Annotated in this window: 22 protein-coding genes and 1 pseudogene; 13 read left to right on the top strand and 10 right to left on the bottom strand. The window is 66.8% G+C overall.

Annotated features, from left to right (window positions below):
• Positions 1–378 precede the first annotated feature (378 nt).
• From JNUCC0626_RS48455 to JNUCC0626_RS48500, 10 genes and pseudogenes are all read left to right on the top strand, one after another.
• Positions 379–1,332, top strand: coding sequence for a hypothetical protein (locus tag JNUCC0626_RS48455; RefSeq protein WP_394617348.1), 954 nt, complete (start codon positions 379–381; stop codon positions 1,330–1,332).
• On the top strand, positions 1,323–1,682 hold the full coding sequence (locus JNUCC0626_RS48460; RefSeq protein ID WP_394617349.1) for a pilin: 360 nt from the start codon (positions 1,323–1,325) through the stop codon (positions 1,680–1,682). The genes JNUCC0626_RS48455 and JNUCC0626_RS48460 overlap by 10 nt, the downstream gene beginning before the upstream one ends.
• 4 nt (positions 1,683–1,686) lie before the next feature.
• Positions 1,687–3,291 carry a hypothetical protein gene (locus tag JNUCC0626_RS48465; RefSeq protein ID WP_394617350.1) on the top strand — a complete coding sequence of 535 codons (1,605 nt, stop codon included), beginning with the start codon at positions 1,687–1,689 and terminating at the stop codon, positions 3,289–3,291.
• On the top strand, positions 3,288–4,355 hold the full coding sequence (locus tag JNUCC0626_RS48470; protein WP_394617351.1) for a PrgI family protein: 1,068 nt from the start codon (positions 3,288–3,290) through the stop codon (positions 4,353–4,355). Before JNUCC0626_RS48465 ends, JNUCC0626_RS48470 begins: the two co-directional genes overlap by 4 nt.
• The gene (locus JNUCC0626_RS48475; RefSeq protein ID WP_394617352.1) at positions 4,352–6,196 is read left to right on the top strand and encodes a VirB4 family type IV secretion system protein; all 1,845 of its coding nucleotides are present in this window, start codon (positions 4,352–4,354) and stop codon (positions 6,194–6,196) included. Before JNUCC0626_RS48470 ends, JNUCC0626_RS48475 begins: the two co-directional genes overlap by 4 nt.
• Positions 6,193–8,232: pseudogene (locus tag JNUCC0626_RS48480) on the top strand (type IV secretory system conjugative DNA transfer family protein); the annotation flags it as partial. The gene JNUCC0626_RS48475 and the pseudogene JNUCC0626_RS48480, both read left to right, overlap by 4 nt.
• A gap of 567 nt (positions 8,233–8,799) precedes the next feature.
• The gene (ltrA, locus tag JNUCC0626_RS48485; RefSeq protein ID WP_394617353.1) at positions 8,800–10,689 is read left to right on the top strand and encodes a group II intron reverse transcriptase/maturase; all 1,890 of its coding nucleotides are present in this window, start codon (positions 8,800–8,802) and stop codon (positions 10,687–10,689) included.
• Between the two features lie 106 nt (positions 10,690–10,795).
• Positions 10,796–11,206, top strand: coding sequence for a hypothetical protein (locus JNUCC0626_RS48490; RefSeq protein WP_394617354.1), 411 nt, complete (start codon positions 10,796–10,798; stop codon positions 11,204–11,206).
• Positions 11,207–11,243: 37 nt separating this feature from the next.
• Positions 11,244–12,281, top strand: coding sequence for a replication-relaxation family protein (locus JNUCC0626_RS48495; RefSeq protein ID WP_394617355.1), 1,038 nt, complete (start codon positions 11,244–11,246; stop codon positions 12,279–12,281).
• Positions 12,278–13,258, top strand: coding sequence for an NlpC/P60 family protein (locus JNUCC0626_RS48500; protein ID WP_394617356.1), 981 nt, complete (start codon positions 12,278–12,280; stop codon positions 13,256–13,258). The genes JNUCC0626_RS48495 and JNUCC0626_RS48500 overlap by 4 nt, the downstream gene beginning before the upstream one ends.
• An 88-nt stretch (positions 13,259–13,346) precedes the next feature.
• On the opposite strand, the gene JNUCC0626_RS48505 is transcribed toward JNUCC0626_RS48500, so the two are convergent.
• Positions 13,347–14,102, bottom strand: a complete 756-nt coding sequence (locus JNUCC0626_RS48505; protein ID WP_394617357.1) for a winged helix-turn-helix domain-containing protein — start codon at positions 14,100–14,102, stop codon at positions 13,347–13,349.
• 225 nt (positions 14,103–14,327) lie between these two features.
• On the opposite strand from JNUCC0626_RS48505, the gene JNUCC0626_RS48510 reads away from it, so the two are divergent.
• Both JNUCC0626_RS48510 and JNUCC0626_RS48515 read left to right on the top strand, forming a co-directional pair.
• The gene (locus tag JNUCC0626_RS48510) at positions 14,328–15,140 is read left to right on the top strand and encodes a hypothetical protein (protein ID WP_394617358.1); all 813 of its coding nucleotides are present in this window, start codon (positions 14,328–14,330) and stop codon (positions 15,138–15,140) included.
• Positions 15,141–15,241: 101 nt separating this feature from the next.
• Complete coding sequence (locus tag JNUCC0626_RS48515) at positions 15,242–15,733, top strand: hypothetical protein (protein ID WP_394617359.1); 492 nt, start codon at positions 15,242–15,244, stop codon at positions 15,731–15,733.
• A gap of 827 nt (positions 15,734–16,560) precedes the next feature.
• On the opposite strand, the gene JNUCC0626_RS48520 is transcribed toward JNUCC0626_RS48515, so the two are convergent.
• The 7 genes from JNUCC0626_RS48520 to JNUCC0626_RS48550 all read right to left on the bottom strand — a co-directional run bounded on the left by JNUCC0626_RS48520 (position 16,561) and on the right by JNUCC0626_RS48550 (position 22,087).
• Complete coding sequence (locus JNUCC0626_RS48520) at positions 16,561–17,115, bottom strand: hypothetical protein (protein WP_394617360.1); 555 nt, start codon at positions 17,113–17,115, stop codon at positions 16,561–16,563.
• Positions 17,116–17,184: 69 nt separating this feature from the next.
• A complete protein-coding gene (locus JNUCC0626_RS48525; protein WP_394617361.1) occupies positions 17,185–17,472 on the bottom strand; it encodes a hypothetical protein in 288 nt (95 codons plus the stop codon).
• Positions 17,459–17,854 (bottom strand): hypothetical protein, encoded by a 396-nt coding sequence (locus JNUCC0626_RS48530; protein ID WP_394617362.1) that lies wholly within the window; start codon positions 17,852–17,854, stop codon positions 17,459–17,461. Before JNUCC0626_RS48530 ends, JNUCC0626_RS48525 begins: the two co-directional genes overlap by 14 nt.
• A 172-nt stretch (positions 17,855–18,026) precedes the next feature.
• Positions 18,027–18,557: a hypothetical protein gene (locus JNUCC0626_RS48535; RefSeq protein WP_394617363.1), complete on the bottom strand. Its 531-nt coding sequence runs from the start codon at positions 18,555–18,557 to the stop codon at positions 18,027–18,029.
• Positions 18,558–18,624: 67 nt separating this feature from the next.
• Complete coding sequence (locus JNUCC0626_RS48540; protein WP_394617364.1) at positions 18,625–20,475, bottom strand: vWA domain-containing protein; 1,851 nt, start codon at positions 20,473–20,475, stop codon at positions 18,625–18,627.
• Between the two features lie 31 nt (positions 20,476–20,506).
• Positions 20,507–21,292 (bottom strand): AAA family ATPase, encoded by a 786-nt coding sequence (locus tag JNUCC0626_RS48545; protein ID WP_394617365.1) that lies wholly within the window; start codon positions 21,290–21,292, stop codon positions 20,507–20,509.
• A gap of 447 nt (positions 21,293–21,739) precedes the next feature.
• Positions 21,740–22,087, bottom strand: a complete 348-nt coding sequence (locus tag JNUCC0626_RS48550; RefSeq protein WP_394617366.1) for a hypothetical protein — start codon at positions 22,085–22,087, stop codon at positions 21,740–21,742.
• A 43-nt stretch (positions 22,088–22,130) separates the two neighbouring features.
• On the opposite strand from JNUCC0626_RS48550, the gene JNUCC0626_RS48555 reads away from it, so the two are divergent.
• Complete coding sequence (locus JNUCC0626_RS48555) at positions 22,131–22,505, top strand: hypothetical protein (protein WP_394617367.1); 375 nt, start codon at positions 22,131–22,133, stop codon at positions 22,503–22,505.
• A gap of 388 nt (positions 22,506–22,893) precedes the next feature.
• Here JNUCC0626_RS48555 and JNUCC0626_RS48560 read toward each other — a convergent pair whose 3' ends face one another.
• Positions 22,894–25,320 (bottom strand): BTAD domain-containing putative transcriptional regulator, encoded by a 2,427-nt coding sequence (locus JNUCC0626_RS48560; RefSeq protein ID WP_394617368.1) that lies wholly within the window; start codon positions 25,318–25,320, stop codon positions 22,894–22,896.
• 58 nt (positions 25,321–25,378) lie between these two features.
• Complete coding sequence (locus JNUCC0626_RS48565; protein ID WP_394617369.1) at positions 25,379–25,798, bottom strand: hypothetical protein; 420 nt, start codon at positions 25,796–25,798, stop codon at positions 25,379–25,381.
• Positions 25,799–25,807 lie beyond the last annotated feature (9 nt).

The raw sequence follows: 25,807 nt of genomic DNA on the forward strand, positions 1-25,807 counted from the left end.
GGTTGAACCACGGAAGTCCCCTTCCCAAGGAGATGTGCCGTGCGCTTGAGGTGCGCTGATGACATCCCTGAACTCGGAAATGTGGATTCCGGTGGGACACGTGGTTCGCGGGTTTTCCGCATCGGCTGAGAATTGTTGAAACCGGCCTTGGTGGGGCTGCCGGGGTGGGTGTCACCGGACTCTTACCGTGCGGTATATCCGCTGGTGATAGACGTTCTGTGGTCGTCGGGGTGGTGGCCTCGTCGATCGGCGACGGCGGCCTGTACGTCACTTGGTGACTGCCCGGAAATAGATCGGTGCCATCCGAGTAAGGAGGTGGTGCCACTCGGTTTGGCGTCCTGAACGGGTCAGATTCCGCACTTGCTCAGGAGCAGATCCATGTACTCGTATCGACCGACTCCGCGTTCGGGATTCGAGCGCGATCGCATGCCGCTGGACGCCGCGCGGTCCGCGTTCGAGTGGCTCGTCACCGGGCCACATCCCGTCTCCGTCGACGGCTGCGCGTTCGCCGGACTTCCACCACGCCGGATCCCGCTGGACGAACTTCGGAACCGGCTGCTTCGCCGGCAATGCACTCAGAAGCTGCGCGACGAGGTGTGGGCGCACCTGGTGCTGCGCGCCCGCACCGACGGCAGCACCTGGACGATCGGGTGCGTCGGTGTCGCGCTCCCCGCGTTGACCACCACGGCCGCCACCTTGTCGGCGAAGTTCGCCAACGACCCCAGTGACATCCACGCCGCGGTGCTCGCCGGGTTCATCGCCGAGCTGAAGACGGTCGACGTGCGCAGGCCTCGCATCATGCTCAGGTTGCGGTGGGCCGCTTACCGTGCCGGCCACGCCGTCGTGCGCGAAGCACTCGACGCACCGGTGCCGTCAGGGCACGGGTTCCGTTCGGCCGTTCCGCCACCGCCGTGGGGACATCCCGACTTCGTGCTCGCTCGCGCTGTCGCCGCAGGTGCCATCACCGCGTTCGAAGCGGAACTCATCGGCGCGACTCGCTTGGAGGGCGTCGCGCTCGCGGACGCCGCGAGTGAGCGCGGCATGAGCTACGAGGCGACGAAGAAGGCTCGGCGCCGTGCGGAACTTCGCCTCGGCGCTTACCTGCGCGACGACACTGTGGACGGTTCCGGTGACGAGGACATCGCGAATCGCGTGGCTGACACGGTGGCGATTTCTGAAGCCGCGCAACAAGACGCACGTGTTCGGGTGTCCCGGGGTCGGCGGATTTCCGGAGTTGAGGGGTGCGGGAGGAACGCACCTTCCGCGCACACCCCGTCCGCGTCGCCGTCGAGCGTCGCGGACCCGGCTTCGGGAGTGTCGCGATGTGCTTGACACGAACTCCACTTCGTCGCTTGAGGCGGCGCGTCTTCACGGTCCTCCACCTGACCGCGGTCGTGCTGGTCGCGTTGGCTGCGACTGCGCACGCGGACACGTCGGTGCTCTCGGTCGCCGAGAGCGTTGAGCAAGTCCTGAACAACATCCGCAACTGGCTGATGGGCATCCTCGCTCTGCTCGCGACGGTGTTCCTCACCATCGGCGGCGTCCGCCGGGTGTTCGGTGGCGGAGACCCCGGCGAGCAGGAGAAGTCCAAAGAGGCGTTCAAGGCCGCGGGGATCGGCTACGCGTTGGCCGCGCTCGCACCGTTGGTCGTCAAGGTGCTTCAGGGCATCGTGGGGGCGTAGTGCGATGGCCACCACCAAGTCCTCGCGCGTGCGAGCCGTTCTTCTGCTCGCGATGTTCTTCGTGTTGTTCGGTGGCGCTGTCGCCATCGCGCAACCCACCACGCCGACACCACCCCCTCCCGTTCAGGACAGCAGCGAGTGCGGGATCACCGACATCGGCGCCTGCATGGCGGACGGGATCAACAGCTTCTTCTGGGCACTCGTCGTCGCCGCGCTCAACTCTCTGCTCCGGCTGATCGGCCAGACGCTGCTGACCACACCGACGCTCGAACAGCTTCCCCGAGTCGGCGAGCTGTGGGAGTCCTCGCGCGGCATCGCGGTCGCGGTTTACGGACTCCTCGTCCTGGTCGCGGGGATCGTGTTGATGGCCTACGAGACGGTGCAGACGCGTACCACGATCCGGCAGGTCGCACCGCGGATCGCGGTCGGCTTCCTCGCCGCCAACCTCTCGCTGCTGCTCGCCGGCAAAGCGATCGAGTTCGCCAACGCGTTGTCCAGTGGCCTGCTCAACGTCGGCGTCGATCCCAGCGAGGCGGCCCAGAGCTTGAGCACGTTGCTGACGCACGTCGTCATGAACTCGATCAACGGAACCGGGTTCTTCGGAACGCTGATCGCCCTCGGGATCGTCGTGCTGCTCATCTCGCTCGTCGGCACGTACATCGTGCGCGTGGCGGTCACCGTCATCCTGCTCGCGGGGGCACCGCTGTTCCTCGTGTGTCACGGGCTGGAGCTGACCGACGGCATCGCCCGCTGGTGGTGGCGCACCTTCGCGGGAGTGCTCGGGATCCAGCTCGGCCAGTCGCTCGCCCTGATCGCCGTGTTGCGCGTGTTCTTCTCGGAAGGCGGCTTCACCATCTTCGGACCGACCCCGGACGGCGTGGTCAACCTGATCGCCACCGGCGGTCTGCTCTGGATCCTCGTGAAGATCCCGAGCTGGGTCATGCACCACGTCCAGCTCGCCGGAGGTGGCCGAACCTTCCTGGGGTCGCTTATCCGCGGATTCGTCATGTACAAGACGTTCGGCTTGCTCCGCGGTGGTGCAGCAACGGCGGCCCACGGCGCGAGCGGCCGGGCGAGCGCCAAGCTCCAGACTTCCAGCGATCCCTATGCGAACGCGCGGACCACCAGCAGCGGCCAGTACATGCTTCCGCTGCGCGGACTGCGGCGACAGCGCAAGGGCAACGTCGGCATGGCCGCGTCACCCGCTCCGGTCAGCCACACCCAGCCGGGCCGCCAGCTGTCGTTGCCGCTCAAGGACGGATGGCCGGAGAACCGGCCGGTGCTCGGACGTGACGGCCAGTACCGGCTTCCGCTCGACGTCGAACGCGTCACGCCCACACCGCCCGCGAGCCCTGCGCCCGCGACTCCGACCAGCCGTCGCAGGCCTGCCCGGCAGCTCGCGTTGCAGTTCGATCCGTTCGCCGGCAATCGGCCCACACGAGCCGGGCAGTACCCCTTGCCGATGGAAGGCGTCCACCGCGTCAAAGCGTCCAAGCCGATCCCGGAACCTCCTGCGCCAACGCCACGCCGTGGTCGGCAGCTCTCGTTGCCGCTGGACCTGCCGAAGCGGACCCGCCCGACGCCGAAACCGGGAGGTGAGAAGTCATGACCGCCCCTGTTCGGATCCCGGCCGACGTCGACATGCACGACCGCGTCCTCGGGCCGCTGACCGCACGTCAGCTCACGATCCTTGCCGCAGCGGGAACGGCGATGTACCTCGCGTGGCTTGCCAGCCGAGCGTTCGTTCCCCTGCCGCTGTTCCTCGTGCTGGCCGTTCCGTTCGGCACAGCCACGGCGATCGTCGCGCTGGGCAAGCGCGACGGAGTACCGATGGATCAGTTGCTTCTCGCCGCGATCCGTCAACGACTCGCGCCACGTCAGCACGTAGCGGCACCCGAAGGCGTTCGTGCCGTGCCGTCCTGGCTCGCCGACCAGAGCACGCTCGACGAGCAGCTCTCGCCCTCGATGCTGCACCTGCCCGCTGAGGCGGTCACCGACGCCGGCGTCGTGGACCTCGGTCCCGACGGCCTCGCGGTGGTCGCGGCCGCGTCGACCGTGAACTTCGCCCTGCGCACTCCGATGGAGCAGGACGCGCTCGTCGGTTCGTTCGCCCGCTACCTCCACTCGCTGACGGCACACGTTCAGATCCTCGTGCGCACGGAGCGGCTCGATCTCTCTTCTCAGATCAACGACCTCCGAGATCGAGCACCGGGGCTTCCTCATCCTGCTCTGGAAGCCGCGGCGCTGGAACACGCCGACTACCTCGTGCAGCTCGCGGCGCAATCCGAGCTGTTGCGCCGGCAGGTGCTGCTCGTACTCCGCGAGCCGGTCATTGCCACCGTGCCGACCGACGGGCTCGGGGGACCAGGCCCGTTGGCGGTTCTGACCGCGGCTGTCGGCAAGCGCCGAGCTGACGACCGGATGACCGAGAGCTCCCGGCGTGCCGCCGAGTCCCGGTTGGTGCGGCGTCTCGGGGAGGCGATCGAACTGCTCGCTCCCGCCGGGATAGTCGTGACTCCGCTGGACGCCGCTCAAGCCACCGCCGTGCTCGCCTCGGCCTGCAACCCCGACAGCCTGCTTCCGCCGTCGGTGGAGATGGCGGCGGCAGACGACATCATCACCGCCTTCAGCACCGAACCCGTGGACGAGTTCGACGAGCGGGGACGGCCATGATGCGCCGCCGTGATCGAGGCGTCGCCGACTCCTCGCCTGCCGCCTTCACCCCGGACGCGCTCGCGGTGGCTCCGCGCCATCTGGAGATCGGAGGGGAGTGGGTCGCGAGTTTCGCCGTGGTCGGGTTCCCGCGCGAGGTCCACGCTGGCTGGCTCTCACCTCTTCTGACCTACCCGGGACGTCTGGACGTCTCGGTGCACGTCGAGCCGATCGACGCCGCCACCGCCGCGTCGAGGCTGAAGAAGCAGCTCGCCAAGCTGGAGTCCGGACGCCGGCACACCGCCGAGCACGGCCGGTTGTTCGATCCGCAGGTCGAAGCCGCGACCGAGGACGCGTACGACCTCTCCTCCCGTGTCGCGCGCGGCGAGGGGAAGCTGTTCCGCGTCGGACTGTATCTGACCATCCACGCGACTTCCGAAGAGCACCTGGCGGACGAGGTCGCTGCGCTGAGGTCGTTGTGCGCCAGCTTGTTGCTCGACGCGAAGCACACGACCTACCGCAGCTTGCAGGGCTGGGTGTCCACCCTGCCGATGGGCCTGGACCTGATCGGGCTGCGCCGCACGTTCGACACCGCCGCGCTCGCGGCGGCGTTCCCGTTCACCAGTCCTGATCTGCCCGCGCCCGACCCGGCCAGTGCCGCCGCGCCGTTGGGAGTGCTCTACGGCTACAACGTCGGCTCGCAGGGACTGGTGCACTGGGACCAGTTCGGCGAGGGGATGCACAACCACAACTCGGTCGTGCTCGGGCGAAGCGGCGCGGGCAAGTCCTATTTGGTCAAGCTGGAGTTGTTGCGCAGCTTGTACAGCGGGGTGGAGATCGCGGTCGTCGACCCGGAGGACGAGTACGCGCGGTTGGTCGCCGCGGTCGGCGGGACCTACGTCCACCTCGGCATCGCCGGTGTGCGGCTCAACCCGTTCGACCTTCCTGTCCACACTCGACCTGACGGACGTCGCACGGCGCCCAAGGACGCTCTTGTCCGCCGGTCGCTGTTCCTGCACACCGTCATCGCGGTGCTGCTGGGAGGTGAGCAGAGTGCGCCGGAACGCGCCGCACTGGACCGGGCAGTCGCCGCGACGTACGGCAGCGTCGGCATCACCGCGGATCCCCGGACGTGGACTCGTCCGGCACCGACGCTCCTGACGTTGCGGGAACGCCTCGCTGAGGCTGGGGAGACCGGCGACGACGCGGCCGCCGATCTCGCCGCCCGGTTGCACCCGTTCACCGAGGGTTCGTTCAAGCAGCTGTTCGACGGGCCCAGCAGCGTCGCGCCGGAGGGGCACCTCGTCGTGTTCAGCCTGCGAGACCTGCCGGAGGAGTTGAAGGCGATCGGCACGTTGCTGGTGCTCGACGCGCTTTGGCACCGGGTCTCGAACCCGGCATCGCGGAAGCGGCGCATCGTCGTGGTCGACGAGGCGTGGATGCTCATGCGGGAGCGATCGGGCGCGGAGTTCCTTCTGCGCATGGCGAAGGCGTCCCGACGGCACTGGGCGGGGCTCAAGGTCATCTCCCAGGACTCGGGTGACTTCCTCAGCACCCAACTGGGGCTCGCGGTCGTCGCCAACGCCGCGACGCAGATCCTCCTGCGGCAGTCGTCGCAGGCGATCGACGAGGTGGCGCGCGCGTTCGGGCTGTCGTCCGGGGAGAGGGCGTTTCTCCTCTCGGCGGAGCGCGGGCAGGGCCTGCTCTCGTCGGGCACGCAGCGGGTGGCGTTCCAAAGCATCGCCTCGCCGGCAGAGCACCACCTCGTCACCAGCAGCCCGGCCGAGCTCGCGGCCTACGCCGACACGGATGCCGCGGAGGACGTCGGGTTCGTCGACCTTGAGGGGGCGGTCCCACGATGATCGAGGACTACCTCGTCGATCCGGCTGGTGCCGTTCAAGCCTTGCTGGACAAGGCCCTCGGCTACGTCCTGCGGTGGGGCCCGATCGTGATTCCGCTGCTCGCGGTCGGGGCAGTCGTCCTTGTTGTGGGGCGACGATGGTGGGCGCGCCGCTGCCACGACCGGCTCGTGGCCAACGCCCGCGCGGTGACGATCGTCGTGCCCCCGTTCGTGGACGCCGCCGGCGGTGCGGCCCTGTGGTCGAACCTCGTGGGGCTGCTGAGGCCGGGGTGGCGTCGGGCGATCACCGGCCAGCCACACCTGGCGTTCGAGTACCTGTTCTCGGAGCACGGCGTGTCGATCCGGCTGTGGGTGCCAGGGGTGATTCCGCCTGGCTTGCTGGAGCGGGCCGTCGAAGCCGCCTGGCCGGGCGCGCACACCCGCGTCGAATCGACAGGCCCGGTGTTTCCGGCCCCGAACGCCGAGCAACGTCGGTTCGTGGTGGGCGGGGAACTCCGGCTCGCTCGCCACGAGTCGCTGCCGATCCGCAGCGGCTTCGAGTCGGATCCGCTCCGCGCGCTCATCGGCGCGCCGGTAGGCCTTGGCCGAGACGAACACGCGTGCGTGCAAGTCCTCGCACGGCCGGTCACCGGACGACGCGTGCAACGTGCTCGGCGCGGCGCCCGCCACATCCACAATGGACGTCCGGTGCGCCTAGTTGGTCGCCTGCTGGATCTCATCACGCCGGGAGCCACCCGGTCTCGGCCGCGCCGATCCTCGGGACGCACGTCCGGGGGCGCGCTGCACAGCGATCCCCAGACCTCGCTGGAGTTCAGCGCACAGAATCGGGCAATCGTCGGGAAGCAGCGGGGTTCTCAGTTCGAGACCGTGGTGCGGTACGCGGTGGCCACGCTCCTACCGGTGGACACCGATGAGTCCGAACTCCGCAAGGCGCGTGACATCGCGCGCGGTCGAGCCCACGCAGTCGCGGCGTCGTTCGCCTCGTACACCGAGCACAACCACTACACCCGGCGTCGCCTCCGCAAGCCCGGCGACGTGATCGACTCACGCCGGTTCGGTCGAGGTGACCTGCTCTCCGTGCCGGAGCTCGCCGCGATCGCACACTTGCCGACCGATGCGAGCATCCCGGGCATCCAACGTGCCGGCGCGCGAGCGGTCGCGCCTCCGCCCGGTGTCGCGGTGCCGGGACCGGAAGCCGTACCGATCGGCGTCACCAACACCGGGCACGAACGGCAGCTCGCGCTACGAGTGCCCGACGGCCGCCACCACCTGCACGTCATGGGAGCGACCGGGTCCGGCAAGTCCACCCTGCTGGCCAACATCATCCTGGCCGACGCCGAAGCCGGTCGCGGAATCGTCCTCGTCGACCCGAAGGGCGACCTCGTAACCGACGTGCTGTCGCGGCTGCCGGCCTCTGCCGCGGAGAGGGTCGTGATCTTCGACGCCGACAGCAAGAGCCGCCCACCCTGCCTGAACCCGCTCGATGGCGGCGAAACCGACCTCACCGTCGACAATCTCGTCTCGGTGTTCCGGCGCGTCTACTCGTCGTTCTGGGGTCCGCGCACCGACGATGTCATGCGAGCAGGCTGCCTCACGCTACGCGTGCAGGAAGGTGTCGCGACGCTGGCAGACCTGCCGAAGTTGCTCACCGACGAGGCTTTCCGCAGCCGGGTCACCGGACGGGTCACCGACCCGGTGCTTCGCGGATTCTGGTCCTGGTACGAGGAACTCACTGACTCGTCCCGCAGCCAGGTCATCAGCCCGTTGATGAACAAGCTGCGCGCCTTCCTGCTGCGGCCTTTCGTCCGCGACGCCATCGCCGGCGGACGCTCCACCGTGGACATGAACGAGGTGCTGGACGGAGGCATCTGCCTCGTCCGCATCCCGAAGGGCTCGCTTGGCGAGGAGACCACCCGGCTGGTCGGCTCGCTGATCGTCGCGAGCACTTGGCAGGCCACCACCGCCCGCGCGCGCATCCCGCAACGCCTTCGCCGCGACGCCCGCCTGGTGATCGACGAGTGTCACAACTTCCTCAACCGTGCGGCCTGAAAGTCGCTTGTAGCCAGTGAATTACCAGAGAGGACAAGGTGATTCCCCGCCCCGTGGTCAAGGTAGGGCGGGTCTCCTAGGGCGAATGCGGGACTGGTAACGGACCCGTGTTAAGCCGCCTGACACGAAGCCCCAAGAGCCGGTGGACCATCACCGGCCACAGGGCAAGGAGAAGATCTGAAGGACGAACGCAAGTGAACCCTTGATGAGGCCTCGTGAAAGTTGACCCGCGCCAATGGTTTGTAGTCGGCGGGAAGGGCCCGGAGCTGTGAGGCTCAGGTGGCAACGGAGGGCGATTTTCTTCCGTTGCGTGACCACCACCGGTCCCGGGGTAAAGAGGGCGTCCTCCCAGATCGCAACTGGCACAAGCGGAACAGGACAACCCCGTAGAGGTCCAGGACGGATGCGCCCTGGTAAGCCGACGGCAACGGAAGCCGAAACCCTCTGCGGGCGAAGGAAGACCCGAGAAGCGAATGCCGCTGGGGCGAAAGCCCAGGGGAAAACGCGGACCAAGGCACCTCAGCCTCCGCGCATAACCCGGCGGATACCGGGACTGTGTTCCCGGACCCGAAAGGGAGCCCACGCGGGTCTGGTGGGCCTGTGAAGAACCGAAGCAAGAAGCCAGAACCAGCGCCGGAGTTGGATACCGAAGGAGGAGAAGTGACACACCAAGTCGACACGACCCAGGAGTCCCCGACCCTGCCCGAGGGGAACCACGCGCTGGACGACGCACGGTACTGGCACAGCATCGACTGGGCCACCGCCGAGCGATCCGTACGGCGACTGCGGCAGAGGATCTTCACGGCGACGCAGGAAGGGGACCTGAAGAAGGTCCGTAATCTCCAAAAGCTCATGCTGCGCTCGCACTCCAACACGCTCGTGAGCGTGCGGGGCGTGACACAGCGGAGCCTGGGACGCCGCACCCCCGGGGTAGACGGGGAAATCGTGCTGCGGCCGCAGGATCGGGGACGGCTGGTGAGGACACTCACCGAACAGCCCCGGCCCAAGGCCCGGCCGGTGCGGCGTGTGCACATCCCGAAGGCGAACGGGAAGACCCGTCCGCTCGGTATCCCGGTCATCCGGGACCGAGTGCAGCAGACCAGGGTGAAGAACGCCCTGGAACCTGAGTGGGAGGCACGGTTCGAGGCACGGAGCTACGGCTTCCGGCCCGGACGCAGCTGTCACGACGCGATCGCCGCGATCTTCAACTTCGCGGCAGGTAAGAAGGCCCGGCGACGCTGGGCTTTGGACGCGGACCTGACAGCCGCCTTCGACCGGATCAACCACGATCGCCTGATGGAGGCCATCGCAGGATTCCCGGCTGCGGCCGAGATCCTGCGCTGGCTCAAGGCCGGTGTGATGGAAGGCGGGCGGTTCGCCCCGACCGATGAGGGAGCCCCTCAAGGCGGAGTGATCAGCCCACTGCTCTTGAACATCGTCCTGCACGGCATGGGGACCGCTGCCGGGGACCGTGAAGACGGCACCGCCCGGCAACGCTGGGTGCAGTGCGCCCCGGCGTTCATCCGCTACGCCGACGACTTCGTGGTGCTGTGCACCACGAAGGAGGAGGCCGAGCAGGCGAAGCAACGGCTTGCGGCCTGGCTGGCACCCAAGGGGTTGGCCTTCAACGAGGACAAGACGCGCATCGTCCACCTCGACGAGGGTTTCGACTTCCTCGGGTTCAACGTCAGGCGCTACAACGACAAGCTGCTGATCAAGCCGAGCGATGCAGCGGTGAAGAAGGCCAAGGACAAGGTCCGGGACACGGTGAAACGGATGCGCGCGGCCACGTGCGCAGACGTCATCCGCACCCTGAACCCCTTGATCAAGGGCTGGTCCACCTACTACAGGGGCGTGGCCTCCACGGAGACCTTCACGACCCTCGACCACTACGTGCACTACCGCATGTACAGGTGGGCCAAACGCAAGCACCACAACAAGTCGGTGGCGTGGATTCGCGCCGCCTACTTCGGGTGCTTCAACCCGACACGGCAAGACGTCTGGGTCTTCGGAGACAAGGACACCGGGCGGTACCTGTACCGGTTCGCATGGACCCACATCGAGCGACACGCCCTGGTCACCGGGCGGGCGTCGAAAGACGACCCAGCGCTTGAGGGGTACTGGAAGGCACGTACCCGGAAGCGGAAGCACCCAGAAGCCGACAGGCGCAACCTGTCGCTGGCTGCCAAGCAGAAGGGGCTGTGCCCGCTGTGTGGACTGGACTTGATCGCCGGAGCCGGCTACGAGCCGCAGTCCGTCCGTGAATGGGCGGCCTGGTTCTGGGCCAACTCCCGCACGATCAACAGACACCACCTGGTCTTCAAATTCCACGGCGGCTCGGACGATCGCGCCAACCTCATGCTCATCCACTCGGAATGCCACCGGCAGTACCACGCCCGGAGCATTCTCGAAGGAACCCAGGAGATCCCGAATGCGCGTCCATAGTGGCCTGCTTGAGCCGGATGCGGTGAGAGCCGCACGTCCGGTTCTGAGGGGGCTCTCGACCCGAGAGGGTCGTGGAGCTACCCGACTCCCGTACCCCATCGAGGACATGCTCGCAGAGGCCCGAGGCTTCCGCCTCGGCCAGATCCTCGCCCACCAACACCTCCCACAGCTCACCCGAGAACTGCGGGAAGGCCTGTCCACCAACGCCCGCAGCAAGATCTACTTCAACGTCTCACCCGACGACGCCCGCGACGTCTCCCGGCACACCGCACCGCGGCTGTCCGAACACGACCTCGCACACCTCGGCCGCTACCACGCGGCGGTCCGCCTGGTGGTGGACGGCGAGGAAACACCGGCCTTCACCCTGCAGACCTCGCCGCTCCCGCCGGCGGTTCCCGGGCGTGCGAAGGAGATCCGGTCGATTGCTCGCCGGACGAACGAAGCCCGGGCAGCAGAGACCGCAGAGAAGCCGCCCTCGACCCGGCCACGAAACCTGGATCCGCGACGAAGCGCGTAGCCGCGATCCTTCGCCGCCACGTTCGGAGGTAACCGTCATGATCACGAACCCCACCCGGCAACGCGCCCTCCGGGGACACTCACCAGCTCGTCCGCCCACCCGCAGCGCGAACAACGGACAGCACCAGGCGATGCTCGCGTCCCGGCTAACGTCGCGCGACAAGTGGATTGCCCGCATGTTGTGGGAACACGGAGTGCTGACCTCACACCAGATCACCGCCATGGCGTTCCCCAGTTTCCGGTCCGGGAGGCTGCGGCTGCGCGAGCTCTACCTGTGGGGCGTCGTCGACCGCTTCCAGCCCTTCGTGACCGTCGGCACCGCACCGATGCACTACGTGCTCGGAACCGCGGGCGCGTCCGTGCTCGCCGCAGAGGACGGCCTGGACGTCAAGGAGATGGGCTACCGGCACGACCGTGCGCTCGGCATCGCCTACAGCCTCCGCCTGGCGCACACCGTCGGGGTCAACGAGTGGTTCGCCGCCTTGGTGGAACGCGCGCGCCATCCAGGTGCCGACGAGCGGGCCGAACTTCTCACGTGGTGGTCGGAAGCACGATGCGCCAAGCACTTCGGAGACCTGGTGAAGCCGGACGGCTACGGCCGCTGGGAGGAAGACGCCAAGCTAGTCGAGTGGTTCCTCGAGTACGACTTCGGTACGGAATCCCTCACCAAACTCGCCCGGAAGCTGATCGGCTACCACGCCCTGGCGGACGCCACTGGCATCACCACGCCATTGCTGATCTGGCTGCCCACCTCGCGCCGGGAAGCCGCAGCCCGCACCGCCTTGAAACAGGCTTGGGACGACCTGCGTGCAAGGCAGACAGTGCCGGTCGCCACCGCGGCGGCCGAGCTTCTCGACCCGGCAAGCACACACCCGGGCCCAGCCGACGCCGTGTGGCTACCGCTGGGCTCGACCGCGGGGACCGCTCGCCGTCTCCGGCTCGTCGAGCTCGCGAGGCCCGTGCAGCTGGTGCCGGACCCCGACGACGCCGCGCAAGCCGAAGCAGTTCCCGGAGCGCCTTCTCCGATGCCACCCGCTCCCACCGCAGGCACAAGCGCACGGTCCGTGAAGGGATGAGCCGCTCGTGGACCGGCAAGATCGCGATCGGGATCGTGGTCTCGTTGGTATCGCTGACAGTTCTCATCGGCTACAGCGTCAAGGCTGTTGTCGAGTCGCTCTTCGGAGGCTCATCCGTGACCTCCGCCAACTGCTTTCAGATCGCGGACATCCCACCGGACTACTGCCAGCTCTACGTGATCGCCGCACCGCACTGCCCCGGCCTCGACTGGACCGTGCTGGCCGCCGTCGGAAAGGTCGAAACTGACCACGGCCGCTCCACGCTGCCCGGCGTGCACTCCGGCGAGAACTACGCTGGCGCGGGTGGGCCGATGCAGTTCCTTGCCTCGACGTTCAACGGTGTGATCGCGGCTCATGCCATTCCGCCCGGCGGCGCGAGCCCTTCGTCGCGCTACAACCCGCACGACGCGATCCATGCGGCGGCCTTTCTGCTGTGCGACGAGGGCGTCCGCGACGGCGACGTGCGGGCGGCGATCTTCGCCTACAACCACGCGTGGTGGTACGTCGACAATGTTCTGGACCAGGCGGCGAAGTACGCCGAGGCAGCGGCTACAGCGGGCGGAGGTGATTGCGGCGAAACAGGGACGTCCAACATCACCGCGTTGAGGGCGATCGCCTATGCCTGCAAACAACTAGGCCTGCCGTACGTGTGGGGAGGCAACGGTCCCGACCACGGCCACGCAGGCTTCGACTGCTCAGGACTGACAACGGCTGCCTACGCTGCCGCCGGGGTGGAGCTGCTGCGCACTGCGCAGCAGCAGTTCGACATGGGGCCGAGTGTCACCGGGGACCAGAACCTGCTGCCCGGCGACCTCGTGTTCTACGGCGTGCCCGGTAACATCCACCACGTCGGCTTCTACCTGGGCGGCGGCAAGATGGTCAACGCCCCGACGTTCGGCCAACCCGTGCAGATCGGCAACGTGCGCTACAACGGCGACGACTACGCCGGAGCAACGCGGCCTTGGACCGACGGGTAGCTGTAGCTGGCGCAACGCCCTTCGAACGCAGCCGTCTCCCCGAGCTCACAACTTTGTTGTTGTGAGCTCGGGGAGACGCTTCGTGAAGTCAGCTCGTGGCCACCTCGGGCTCGGCTCGTTCACTGGAGGCGAGCCGATAGCGCTTCGGCTTCTCGTTCGTCTGCACCGCCAGGCCGTTGGTGACGTGGCGGTCCAACGCGTTGGCGACCGCGCCAGCCGATCGCTGAAGCGCCTTGGCGATCTGGCCGGGGCTGAAATCCTTGTCGGGCTTGTCCCGCAACACGTCCTCGACCAAACCGTGGAGCCCACCCGGCTTGAGTCGTTGCGGCTTCGACTCGGTGGGTTCGTCGGCTTTGGCGCCTTCCGTGCCCGTTGAATCCGGCAGCGTTTCGACGTTGGCGTCTTCGGTCACCTCGAGCTGATCCGGTTCGGTCGGAACGTCGGAGACTGAAGACTCGTCCGGCTTCGTCTCGGTGGGGATCGTGTCATCGGTGTTGTTGTCGACCTGGATGGCATGTTCGGCGGCCGACCAACTGTCTGCGGCGCGGGCACCGATTCCCTTGGTGCGTGCGGCCTTGCCGTCCTTTTCCAACGTGTTCAGGTAGCGCGCTGCTGTCGACTTGCCGATCTCCGCGATATGGGCCAGTTCGGCGGTCGTCTTGCCAGGATTGCAGCGAAGGGCCGTCAGAAGCCGTTCGTCTGCCGTTGCGATCTCGATCGCGCCGGGATCGTCCGTGGGAACGTAGAGCTTGCTCGTTGCCTTGCTCTTCCGGGTGCGTGACTTGCTGGGCATGACGTCCTCCGAGGTTGTTGGGGCGCCTTCACTTGCGCCGATGTTTTCCACGTCTATGGACGCTTCCTCGGTGGCGTGAAGTCAAGGCGGAGAACAAGAAAGACGACTGTCTTTTTTGGACGGCAGGCGGTCGTGTCACCCAACCGGGTCGCCTTCGTGCCGTGGCTTGACTGCGACACCTGAATGGAGCGTGAATGGATCGCGGCAACGATGTTGTGCACGAAACCCGTTGCATGCCAACACAATCACGATTCGACTCCAGTGAAAGGTGAGCAAATGAAAGCCGAACGCGAGGCGGTGGCCGACATGATGGAACGAGAGGGTCTGCCGCCAGATGCTGTCATGATCGTCGCCGATCGGGTTGTTCCGCCCCTGTTGCGCACGCCGGACGACGCATGGGGACTGCTGATCGTCGCGGCTGACTTCGTGCCGGGCACTGATGAGCTCACGCTGTTCGCGGGGCAGCCGTTGCCCGACAAGCCCCACGCGTCCCGTCACGACGGTTCGGTCGTGGTCAGGTTGCTGCCCCGTCCTGCAGGCGACGACGGCATCTCGGCGGTCGACGTCGAACTGCTCCATGCGCGGAGCGGGGAGTGGCGCACCGTCGGAACATGGCCGACTCTCGGTGAGGACTGGCCGCAGCGGATCGCGCCGACGGTCGCGGATCTCATGCAGGCGGGAGCCGACGTTGTTGCGGCTTCGGGTCGACTGCTGACGGGTGAACACCACGCGGAAGCCGCCGGACTGACTGTCGGCGAGATCGCGGGCAGGCTGGACCAGAACATCGAAAACCTGCAGCATGACGGGCTGTTTCCCAACGATGCGGAGTTCAGTGTCGTTGCTGACATCACTCACGAGGTGCCAGTTCTCCGCATCACCTTCACGTCCAAACCCGATGTGTCCGATGCCATCAAGGGCATGTCCGCCCATTTCGCCGTGCAGATGCTGGCCGAGCTGGCGAGCCACTACAACGAGGTCGATCTCGATCGACCTGGCCGGTCGCGCTTCATGCAACACATTCGCGTTGTTTGCGGCAACGAAGAGGCGACGTTCGTCGGCAGCATGGTCCAGTTTCGACGTGTGCCGTAACCGCTGGCAGCGGGCGCGAGGATCCTGACCGGACCTCTACTTCTCCCGTTGTCCACCAACATCCAGGTCGCCTTCCGGCGGTAGAAATCATGAGGTGTGCCATGACATCCAGCTATCAGAACAAGGCGAGGTTCGGCGACGTCGACTACCAGCTCTCCGCGACGGCGGAAGCAAACGGGCTGGTGCTCGATCTGCTGGGAACGAAGGACTCGGGTGAAGTCGTTGCCGACGGTCGCCTTCGGCTCCCTGTCCAAGGAGGCGGCGAGATCGGCAAACTGATCAGCCGTGTGCTCACCGCACACGCGCGACTTCAGACGCGACCCGCGCAGGCGGCGAAAGCCAATCAACCCTGGAGCGAGAGCCTTGACGGGGAGCTGCGGGATGCCTGGATGCGTACGGGCGACGACGGCGCGGCGGAGCGTATTCGGGTGCTTGCCAAGGACATGGAGCGGTCCGCGACCGCGATCAGGGCTCGCCTGCCGCGAGTGGGATGTGATCCGGACGTCGTGGCCCGCGAACTTTCGAGCGTGGGTGCCGCCATCGTCGGTGTGCAACCGTTGGTAGACAGGGGGAAAGCCTCGATTTCCGACTGAGCCACGCCGCCGCGATCGACCTTGTCGCTCACGGAAAGTGTGCACAGGGCCATGGCGGGGACCACGGCAAATCCGCAGCCTCACCGGGCACGCGTCTTGGACGCACCCGGTGGGGCTGCGGGCCGTAGGCGCGCGGCGGCAACGCCGAACTGCTGGAGGCGGATTGCCGACGGTGGACGAGGAACTGGTGTGGGACCGCTCCCGCGTCGGTGTTCGGGACACTGTCCACGTCAGGAGTGGCGGCACCCTCGTGCCTTGGGTGGCGACCACCAGAACGGGGAACACGTTTCGACGGCCTCTGATGGCCGCACGTTGAGGTGACATGCGTGCGGAAGTCCTTGCTAGGCAGAGGAAATGACTCATCCGCATAGCCGCTGAGGTGACGACTTCGGCAAGGGCATGGGCGCGTTGATTGGGGCACACTTGATGCCGCGGTTGTCTTTCAAAAGGCGGCGCCGGCGATGGAGCTCATTGCTGGAGAAGGCCGACCGGCGACGCGCGGTCGTCGGTCGGGTAGAGGTGCTGACTGGTCAGCCCGGAACGTTCCAATGTCGGGACGTGGGATCCCAGGTCGCCTCGTGGTAGAGCCGACACAGGTCGGGCAGACCGGGGCCGATCATGAAGCCGAGCCGCTCGCAGTCCGCGATTCCGGGCCAGCTACCGGTCCACACGTCAACCCCGCAGTCGTGGTCGTGCGGACAGCTGAGTCGTTGGAGGCCAGTGACCGAGCACACCGCGACGTCGCATCCGTCGAGATGTGCCTCGGCGGCTCGGGCTCCGCAATCGGGACAATACTTCTGGAAGTGGGGTAGCGCTACTGGGCTTCGTCATTGGCTGCTCCAATCGCTCCGCGAGGGTGGAGGATTTGTTGGCAGGCAACGGTCGTCGCACGCTTCCGCGCCCTGAGTGGCAAGGAGCGGGCAGTCGTACCGGTGCGCCTTCGTCAGCAGCACGGTGCCGTCGGGCTTCGGCACGACCCGGAACGGGCCGCCGTTTTCTTTGGCCCAGCGCACGTCGGCGGCTGTGATCGCGTGCTCGCCGGTACTCCCATAGGCGAGGGTCAGCAGCGCTCCCATCAGATCGAGGGACTGCTGTGGGACGGCGGTTCCGTTGTGAAGGATCGCGGTGGCACGTCGGATCAACTCGTCGGCGACGTTGGTCAGCACGGCCTTGGCGTCGGTGACATCGCAGGGTTGCGGTGTGTCTTTTGTCCACCGTTCACCGTGAGTCCACTTGAGATTTGTCCACGTCAGGTCCGCGCTGAGCAGCTCCGCTGTCCCATAGGAGTTGTAAGGCGTGATGTCTCGGTGTACCTGTGCTCGCAGCGTGTAGGAGCCGAGGTGCACGATTCGGTGGTAGTAGTACGAGGTGCCAGCGGTCACGCCGAAGTCCTCATCGACCGTTGTGGGCTGAAACGCTGTAGTCATTGCGAATCCCCTGTCTTCTCTGGCTCAGAGTGGAGTTGGTAGTGAGGTGAGTACGCCAATGACGTCGCCCTCGAGGTCGCGATCAGCGACAAGCCCGTTCAGCGCGTACTGCGTGCCGTTCATGACGACGCGCCACCCCGACTGCCGTGCTTGATCGACGCAGTAGAAGCTGCCGATGAGGACGCCGTCGCGGGCGACCGTGCCGTAGAGGATCTGTTGTGCGTCGGCTGGGTCGGCGACGACGGAGGTCACCACGCAACCGTTGTCGTGGAACGTGCGGACTTCGATCTCTGGGCCCTCATGTGGCTGCACGGTGGTCTCCTCCAGCTACGGGTTGCCCGGCGGGTAGTGGGGTCGCGACCAGTTCCGCGATCGCAGACCGCACCGAAGCGCAGCCAGGTGAGTGCAGGAAGTCATTGCAGGCCTCGGCGATCAGCTCAAAAGGTTCGGTGCCGCGGTCGAGGTGGTCACCGAGGTCGGCTAGGCCGGCGAGGCGGGCGACGGGGATCTCGGCTCGGCAGCTGGGACAGGGGCCGAGCAAGAGCCACGCGATGCCGGGAGTGGTGTTGTCGGGTATGAACCGCCACGCGCATCCGGTCAGGTGTTCGGTGACCGTGATGAGGTCACCGGGGACAGGGCCACCTTTTGTGAGGTACTCGCGTTGGGGGTCGTCGGTGACGAGAACGCTGTCCACGGAGACCTGTAGCGCGACCGCAATTCTTCGGGTGACGCGAGCGCGACGGGTCCACCTGTTCCACTGGTCGGCGGAGTTGTTGCGTCGTGGGAATCCGTCTGGGTCGGCGGCGCGATATGCCCGTGCGACGCGTATCGCACGACCGGCAAGGCCGACGACTCCGGCTCGCGGGTCAGTGGCTCGGTTGGTCATCTGCGTCCTCCTCGGGTGATGAGATGCTGTGCGAACAGTTCTTGCGGTGTGCGGGGTCGCCGTAGTACTCGGCGGGGAGCTCGTCGAGCAGGGCGTCCTTGTCCGGGTCGAGGTGGTCGCCCAAGTCGGCCAGCCTGGCTACCCGGGCCATGGGGACGACGCCGCCGCAGTCAGGGCACTCGTCCAGGAGCAGCCACCGACGGTCGAGCGCAGTGAAGTCGGGCACGAACCGCAGCACGAGAGGCGTGCCTGGGTCGGTGATCGTGATCAGGTCTCCGGGTTCTGGCCGTGAGATGCCGTATCGGCGATCCGGGTCGTCGGTCACCGCGACGCTGACACGGTTCACCAGGAGTTGGTCGGCGATCCGTCCGATGGTGAAACTGCGATGGACCTTCCGAGGGAGGTTCTCGCGATCGAAGTCGAAGCGGTCCTCGCCCAATGCTTTGCGGTGCCGGGACTCCGCTATCGCCCGTTCGACCAGGTCTCGGCGGCTGTTCGGAGTGGTGGTCATGACGGCCTCAATTCCTTGGTTCGTCGGGATGGTGAAGGTCGGACGTTGTTATGTCGCAGTCCGGTGGTCATCGGGCGGTGCGGAGTGCCGTTGTGGCGGCACGTCCGACGGCGCGGGCGATCGACGCCGAGTCGGTGGAGTTCCGGTGGCAGGTAGCGGCGTTCTCGGCTTTAGCCCATGTGGTGTGTTCTTCTACCCACTTGCAGGTGCAGAAGGCTGTCTTGGAGTCGTCGTTGTCCACGGTGTCGGTGACGTGCACGTCCAGACGGTGCTCCGTAGCACCGTTGAACGGTCTGCTGCGTTCGTCGGTGGACAACCACAGAACAGCGCATCCGCTGTCCCTCAATCGATCGACGAGCTTCTGGCCGTTCCGCCTCTCGTCCGCCCGGTACAGGCCGTCGGAGATGACGACCAGCAGCCGAGCAGCGCCAGGGCGAGATAGTCCGAGCGCACCGTCGAGTGCGTCTATCGCGGTGGTGACGTCTTCCCAGCTGTCTTCGGCGTGGAACTCGGTGACTGAATTGGGAGCGACACCGGGGTAGGTGATCGGTCGCACGTGGTTGCCGAAGATCACCGTGGCGGTGGTGGCGGAAACCGGGGTGTGGCGGGCGGCATTCGCCAGAATCCAAGCGGTTGAGGCGACCTGTCGGGTGACGGCCCGCATGGAACCGGACACATCGCACGCGATGCCGAGGCGTAGTGGCGGGGTCGGTACGACGTTTCGGGTCACGCGAGTGAACGGTTCGGCGGTCGGCGCGGCACCAGCAGCGCGTTGGGCCTCGCGGGCCAGCACTCCGCGCATCCTCAGCCTTCCGGGCGGCAGCGCCGAGGTGGTTTTGACCGCTACGCGGTCGCGCACTCCGGCGGTGGAGAGCGCACGTGCCAGCACGCGGGCCGCTACGTGCTCGTCGGTGGTGGGCGGGCGGGCGCGCGATGTGGCGGTGCCACCTGTTTTCAGTTTGCTGGAGTCATCGTCGAACACGGCTCGGGCGGCGTCGGCGACGCGTTCGGTGTCGGCATCGGCTTTCGGTTTCACCGCAGAGGGTGCGGGAACGCCGGGAGGTGAGCTGCTCGCGACGGCGCGCGCGACCTTCGCCACTGCGGAGGTGACAGACTTGGCCAAAGGCGAGAGCGTGTTGGGTGGGGTGTCCGGATCGGAGGGTTCGGGGGCTTCGGCGTCCGGTGCGACGATCTCGCACCAACGGCGACCGATGTCGAGCATGGCCGTGGCATCTTCATCGGCCACGGTGAACGCCTCGCGCCACAACGCCCGCAGCTTCCGCAGGTTCGGGGTGCCCAGTACCGACCTGACAACGCTTGTGACGCAAGCGGTTTCGGCGCGGGTGAGGATGCCGCCGTCGACGCGTGCGAGCAACAGCGCGGCGACCTCTGCAGCGTGGCGTGCGGTCATGGTAGGTGCATGTGCGGGATCGTTCGCCTTGGTGGTGTTGAGGACCAGATTGGCTGACGAGGCGCGCAACCAGTGCCGATCATCGGGTCGGCGGCGGATCTGTGCCGCTTCGATGCGGGACTCCTCCAACAAGGTGGCGGCGGCCACGGCGTCGGGATCGGCGTTCCAGGGCGGGGTCCATTTGCTGTGGCGGGCGTGGGCGCACTCGTGGGTGAGCAGCCCCCACACGGTGGCGTAGCGGGCGCGGTCGCTGGTCAGATGCGGGGTCGCGGTGACGGGGTCCACGGTGCCCATGTGGGTGCCGTCGATCTCGATGATTCCGTTGTGCAACAGGCATGCCGGGGCGCCGTGACCGGCACCGGGGGCGATGTTGACCAGGAGATCGTCTCGGTCGGTGATGGCGGGGACTTCGGCGGTCATGGCCTCTGAGAGCGACAGCCAGCCGGGCGCGGCGGGGAACACGGCCGTGCCGACGATGGCCGGGGCGGCGATCACGTGTGCGGTCATAGCCAGTGTCCTTTCTTCACGAGCGGTTTGGTCAGATGCGTGTGCCGAGCGCAAGGGGGACAAGGGTTTTGCTGAACACGTCACGCACCACAGAGGCGACGATCTCGCGGTCTTCTTCGGGGGCGGTGCCGATCAGGTTTCCGGCGGCGGCGTCCGGTCCGAGGACCTCGGAGACCTTCTGGAACGCGATCAGCTCGCGAAGTTGTGGTGCCCAACCGACCTCGCCGCGCTTGTAGCGGGTCGCGAGCTTGCGGGCGACCGTCACCGCGCGGCGGTCGATCCCCAGTTGGTCCGCGAGGTCGTAGTCGGTGGACACGTGGATCTGCACGGAGAACCGGGACGCGAGTGCGTCGGTGAGGATCGCCCCGTGCACACCGGGGTTGTGTCCGGCCACCACGTAGAAACCGGGGGCGGCGTCGATCGTCTCACCGCCGTTGGCCTTGATGGTGATCTGGCGGCGTCCGTCCATCGCGGGGTAGACCACGGCGAGCACGGTCGGCGGTATGAGGGTCGCGTCATCGATGAACAACGTGCGGCCTTCGCGCATCGCGCGGACCAGCGGCCCGTGCACGAACACGAACTTGCCGTCCGGGGTTTGCGTGTACTCGCCGACGATGTCGGCCACCGTGGTGTCGCCGTCGCCCTGGATGGTCACGAGGTCACCGAAGGCGGCCTCGATCAACGAGGTCTTGCCGGTTCCGGGCGGTCCGTACAGCAACGCGGCCACACCGGCGTCACGCAACTTCTGTAACGCGTCCACATCGGACAGGCCGGACAACGTTCGCGGGTGGTACAGCTGGCCATTGGGGCGTGTCACAGGACCGCTGGCCGACGTCGACGGGGCAGCGGGCGCAGACTCTCGGCGTGGACTCCGGGGACGGCGTGGCGTGCCGGACGGCGCCGCGACGGACTCGGTGGCGGCATCGATTGTGGTTGCGGTCGCCCGATAGCGGACCGGTTTGGTCGAGGTCCGCTCGGCGCAGCCTCCGGCAGCCAGCGTGGCGAGTGCGTTCCTGATTGCGCCCGAGGATCTCCCGCCGAGTGCGGTGGCGACTTCGCGCGGTGTCAGCTTGTCGCTGGCTCTCTGAAGCAGGACTTGGGCCACACGTCGGCGGAGTTCGCCGCTGGGCAACCGCCCGCCCGCCGTGGTGGCGGTCGTGGTGCCGGAGGCTGCTGCAGCGGTCGGCGGCGTGGCCATCGCGGTGGTCCTTCCCATCGGGTGCGGTTTCTGAGAACGTCACGGCGTTGCGTTGTGTCGGCGGCGCTACGTGGAAATGGGGTTGTTGCGCTGCAAGTACTCGTCGAGCCGCCGTTCCACTTCGAAACTGTCGCGGGCGGTCAGCACGGTGGTCAGGACTTCGACGGCCGCAGCCACGGTGTCGAGTCGCACGGTGCGACGGTTGTGAGCTAGAAGGCCATACCCGGCGACGATCTGCCAGCCACGTTGGAGGATGTGGTCGACGCAGTGAAGGCTGCCGACGAGTGCGCCGCGGCGTTCGACCGTGCCGTATATGATCTTGGTCGGGTCGTTGGAGTCGTGGATCACCGTCACCGTGCAGTCGTTCACTGTCGTTGCGCGCACGGTGTTGGTGTCGAGTCGGTGCTCAGTCATTCGGATTACCTCGTGGACGTTGGTGGGCCAGTGCAGTTCTGACGTGATGACGTTTGTTGTTACGTCGGCGGCATTACCGGCAACCGTCGCGGTGTCCGGGGTCGACGTAGAACTCAGCGGGGCGGGGATCGAACGGTTCGCGGGTCAGTTCGTAAATGATTCCGGACTTCGTCATCATGTTCTCCGTCGGGCATGGCTCGCGCCGGGGGTTGTATTCGTTTCGTTTCCGATGGTTCAATTGTTGCTCTGGTTCGGGGGTATTGCAAGTCGTTTGGTGGCGATATTTCAAGACTCTTTGTGTGGATTTATGCAATTTGCATTCATCGTTCGGCTCTGCGTGGCTGGATTCACCTTCGTGGCTGCGGTGCGCGTTGTGGCCGGCGCCGGCGGAGGGATGGAGGTGGATGAGAGGGCTTGATTGGATCAAGCTGGAACGAAGGGGCTGGTCGGGATGGCGTGAGATGAACGCGGACCGTGAGGCGGTTGCCTGGGGGATTTGGGTGTGCAGGCGACCAGCCTGGCCCGATGTGTTCACCGGCTTGCCGGCAAGCGAGTCTGGGATGTCAGGTGATCCTTCGGCGGCTCGCTGAGCGGCGCTTTCTCATCTCTGTGGGGTGGTGGTCTAAGGGGATCCGCAGTGGGATCCCCAATGTGATCCCCCGTGTGAGCCCGCACGTGCGGTCGATGAGTGCATGGTTAGTGAGCTGGTCTGACCGCGGTTGAACGTCGTGCTGCTCGGGGCGCGCGACGTCTTGGAAAGACTTCAATTGATTGGACCGCTGGAAATGTGCACATTGAAATGGGGATCATTTTGATTGTGCCGGCTGATTCTGGATTTGTTCGGTTTCGTCGTTTCGCTGTTGCAGGCGAGTGGCGAGTTCCAGCGACTGGGGAGACGGCTGGTCGCCGATCTCCGCGAGGCGCGTCGTGAGCAGCGTCAGAGTCCGCGGGATCGCTTCGAGGCGGCCAATTTTTCCCTGCAGACGCATGATGTCCCGGTAGAGGAGCTCGTTGTGCGGATCGAACGCGCGCGCGGTTTCCAGCAGGTCGAGGGTCTGTTCGGGGTTGTCGGCAACGAGTGCGCGAGCGAGGTCCGAGACCGCGTCCAGGGCGTCCCGTCTTATCGCTTCTCGCGCTGTCTCAAGCCAGTTCGTTGACATGCCGTCGGCGAGCGGACCCGCGTAGGCCTCGACGATGCCGCGGTCGGCGTCGATCCGCTGTCGCGCGGTGGAAGCCAAGCGCCGCCGGGTGTTCGCGCTGTGGAAGGTCCAGTAGTCGACGGTGGCCTCGTCGGGGTTCAGCGCGAAGGTGCCGTTCGCGGTGATGATCGCGTTGGTGCTGTTGGTGACATTGGAAAGTGTGTTGCGTAGACGGGACAGGGCGGTGTTCAGCGCACTAGTGACCCTCTCCGAAGGGCTGTGTTCCCACAGCGCCGCGACGAGTGATTCACGTGTCGCTCCGTCGGGGTGCAGGCCGAGAAAGGTGAGCAGCTCCAATTGCCTGGGCTGGAACGCGCCGGTGACTTCGACCTCGTCGTCATGGGACGAGCGCAGCCAGAACACGCGCACACGGCCGAGCAGCTGGAGTCGGACGCTGGCGTTCACGGCCTGCTGGGAAACGATGTTCCCGATGTGTTCCGGTGCGGTGCGATGAGAGCGGCCGGGTGGAGTGGCCGCGTTCTCGCCCATGATCTCCAGCGGGTCAGCAGCGAGGTGGATGGTGCGCGCCGCGGAGGGGGCGCGGTCCGGCTCTGCGCGACGAAGCAGCGTGAGCACGTCCAGGGCATCATCGGCGCCGATGTGGAAGAGCCTGGACTCGCGCAGTGTCTCGCCCCTGCCGGGGTTTGTGGCGCCAACAAGCCCGTCTGCGCGGACGTACGCGGTCACCCCGGTCTGCCACTGGCCGAGCAGGATGACGGCGCAGCGTTGGCCAAGGGCGCGTGCCAGGTGTTCGTGATGGCGTTGGGGGGCTTGGGCGAGCAGCACCTGGGCGTCGCTATCAGCCTTCAAGGCACGGACGGCCTCGTCCAGATCGGTGTACGTCTCAAGGCCGTGCGGGAGGACGGTTCCCTCGAGCTCCTGACCGAACATCAGCTGTAGGTCGCCGGTCGGGACGAGCACTCTCGTCCCGGCCGACGTCGCCGGGTGGTTTGTGGACAGCGCGGTGACGAGCAGTGCGCGTGCGGTGGAGCTCGCGCCGGGGCCGACGAGGCCGAGCCCGCAGGTGGCGGCGAGGTCCAAGGCGAGTTCGTGTCCGTTGCGGGAGCCGGGTCGTGCTGTCGTTCGCTTGATGGGGCTCGCGGCGGCGTTGGCCTCGGGTTCGGCGTTCGACTCCTGGGCGTTCCGGCTGGCGAGCCGCAGTCGGTAGATGACTGGCGCTGTGGGGTTGCTGAGATCGTCGCGTTTGCCGCTGCCGGGGCGGTAGCGCTGGCGGTGCCGGTGGTGTGCGGTTGCCAGTGCAGAGGTCACCGCAGCCGCCAGGCCGACACCTATGTAGAGCTCTGTTCCCCAGCTGACTGCGGGAGCGTGGTCGTCCGGCGCAGGTGTCTCGGTTGTGGGAGAGGGTGGCGGGGCGAGCTCTTGCGCGGGGGCTGAGGGTTGCTCCGGCTTGGGCGCAGGTGTCGGATCCGCAGCCAGGCGCAGTGTCTCGCCGGGGAAGATCAGGTGGGGATCGGAGAACGGCTTTCCGTTGGGCTGAGGTTTGCCTCGGTTGAGGTCGAAGATCTCCGGCCAGCGATCCTGGGTGCCGAACGCGCGTTCGGAGATGAGGGCGAGCGAGTCGTGGAGTCCAGTCTCCGGATCCGGTGGCCGGACGACGACCGTCGGAGCGGGGCGTGGCTCGACCTGCTGCGAGACGGATGAGCTCGTGCTTGAACCAGGTTCGGCGTGCGCGAGGCGGGGGCCTGCGATGGACAGCAGGACAGCGCTGATGAGGACGGTCGCCAAGGCGTGCGCGGGCTCGCGCGACGAGACCTGACTGCACTGGATCGCCTGCACTCCGTCTTGCAGAATCCCGTAGGCGCAGCGCAAGACGTCGAACGTGAACCTCGCCCACGCAAGCCAAGTCGCGCACGCGAGGACGTTCAGCAGGAACGTTCCGGTCATCGGGCTCAGCAGTAGCGCCTCGACCTCGCCGAGCGTCGGAACGTGGTCGGGCAGCGGCCAGCCGACGAAGTGCCACAACGCCCACGGCAGCCCGGCGACGAGTGCGAACAGCACGGCGACCGCCAGCATGCCGCGCGTTGCTTGAACGATGACGACGCTGGTGCGCCTGAACGTTGATCCCCTCATCTCAGCTCACCCCGGCGGGAACCTGTTCATCCACAAAGCCTTGGGCGACGGGCAGCTCCTGCAGGACCGGCTCGTGGGGCGTGTGCCTGGACGGGGTGTTGCGCTGGACGCGCTCCTTGGTGGCCGGGGTTCGCGGGCCTGTCCGCCGTTTCCTGCCGCGGCCGGGCTTCGCGCCGTCCCGCCAGTGCGCGAGTTGTCCCTCCGGCACGTCGGTGAACTGGGCGAGTTCGGTCAGGCTGATCACGTCATCGCAGCCGGCGAGGATCTCGGCGAGCTCGCGCTGGACCGCCTCGCTCTCGGCGACGAGGTCGGCGTGCCGCCTCGCCAGGTCGCCGACCTGGTGTGCCGCGGCCTTGCGCCGGTCGCTGCGCTCGGAGTCGAACTCGGATACGCGGCTGAGGATCTCTTCTGACGTCGCCATGGTGTTTCG

The organism is Lentzea sp. JNUCC 0626 (assembly GCF_043632865.1).
Taxonomy (GTDB): domain Bacteria; phylum Actinomycetota; class Actinomycetes; order Mycobacteriales; family Pseudonocardiaceae; genus Lentzea.

Bases quoted from the DNA above. Each gene is read 5' to 3' on its own strand.
- JNUCC0626_RS48455 (WP_394617348.1), top strand. From the start codon at position 379: ATGTACTCGTATCGACCGACTCCGCGTTCGGGATTCGAGCGCGATCGC.
- JNUCC0626_RS48460 (WP_394617349.1), top strand. From the start codon at position 1,323: ATGTGCTTGACACGAACTCCACTTCGTCGCTTGAGGCGGCGCGTCTTC.
- JNUCC0626_RS48465 (WP_394617350.1), top strand. From the start codon at position 1,687: ATGGCCACCACCAAGTCCTCGCGCGTGCGAGCCGTTCTTCTGCTCGCG.
- JNUCC0626_RS48470 (WP_394617351.1), top strand. From the start codon at position 3,288: ATGACCGCCCCTGTTCGGATCCCGGCCGACGTCGACATGCACGACCGC.
- JNUCC0626_RS48475 (WP_394617352.1), top strand. From the start codon at position 4,352: ATGATGCGCCGCCGTGATCGAGGCGTCGCCGACTCCTCGCCTGCCGCC.
- JNUCC0626_RS48490 (WP_394617354.1), top strand. From the start codon at position 10,796: ATGCTCGCAGAGGCCCGAGGCTTCCGCCTCGGCCAGATCCTCGCCCAC.
- JNUCC0626_RS48495 (WP_394617355.1), top strand. From the start codon at position 11,244: ATGATCACGAACCCCACCCGGCAACGCGCCCTCCGGGGACACTCACCA.
- JNUCC0626_RS48500 (WP_394617356.1), top strand. From the start codon at position 12,278: ATGAGCCGCTCGTGGACCGGCAAGATCGCGATCGGGATCGTGGTCTCG.
- JNUCC0626_RS48510 (WP_394617358.1), top strand. From the start codon at position 14,328: ATGAAAGCCGAACGCGAGGCGGTGGCCGACATGATGGAACGAGAGGGT.
- JNUCC0626_RS48515 (WP_394617359.1), top strand. From the start codon at position 15,242: ATGACATCCAGCTATCAGAACAAGGCGAGGTTCGGCGACGTCGACTAC.
- JNUCC0626_RS48535 (WP_394617363.1), bottom strand. From the start codon at position 18,557: ATGACCACCACTCCGAACAGCCGCCGAGACCTGGTCGAACGGGCGATA.
- JNUCC0626_RS48540 (WP_394617364.1), bottom strand. From the start codon at position 20,475: ATGACCGCACACGTGATCGCCGCCCCGGCCATCGTCGGCACGGCCGTG.
- JNUCC0626_RS48550 (WP_394617366.1), bottom strand. From the start codon at position 22,087: ATGACTGAGCACCGACTCGACACCAACACCGTGCGCGCAACGACAGTG.
- JNUCC0626_RS48560 (WP_394617368.1), bottom strand. From the start codon at position 25,320: ATGCTGGCGGTCGCCGTGCTGTTCGCACTCGTCGCCGGGCTGCCGTGG.
- JNUCC0626_RS48565 (WP_394617369.1), bottom strand. From the start codon at position 25,798: ATGGCGACGTCAGAAGAGATCCTCAGCCGCGTATCCGAGTTCGACTCC.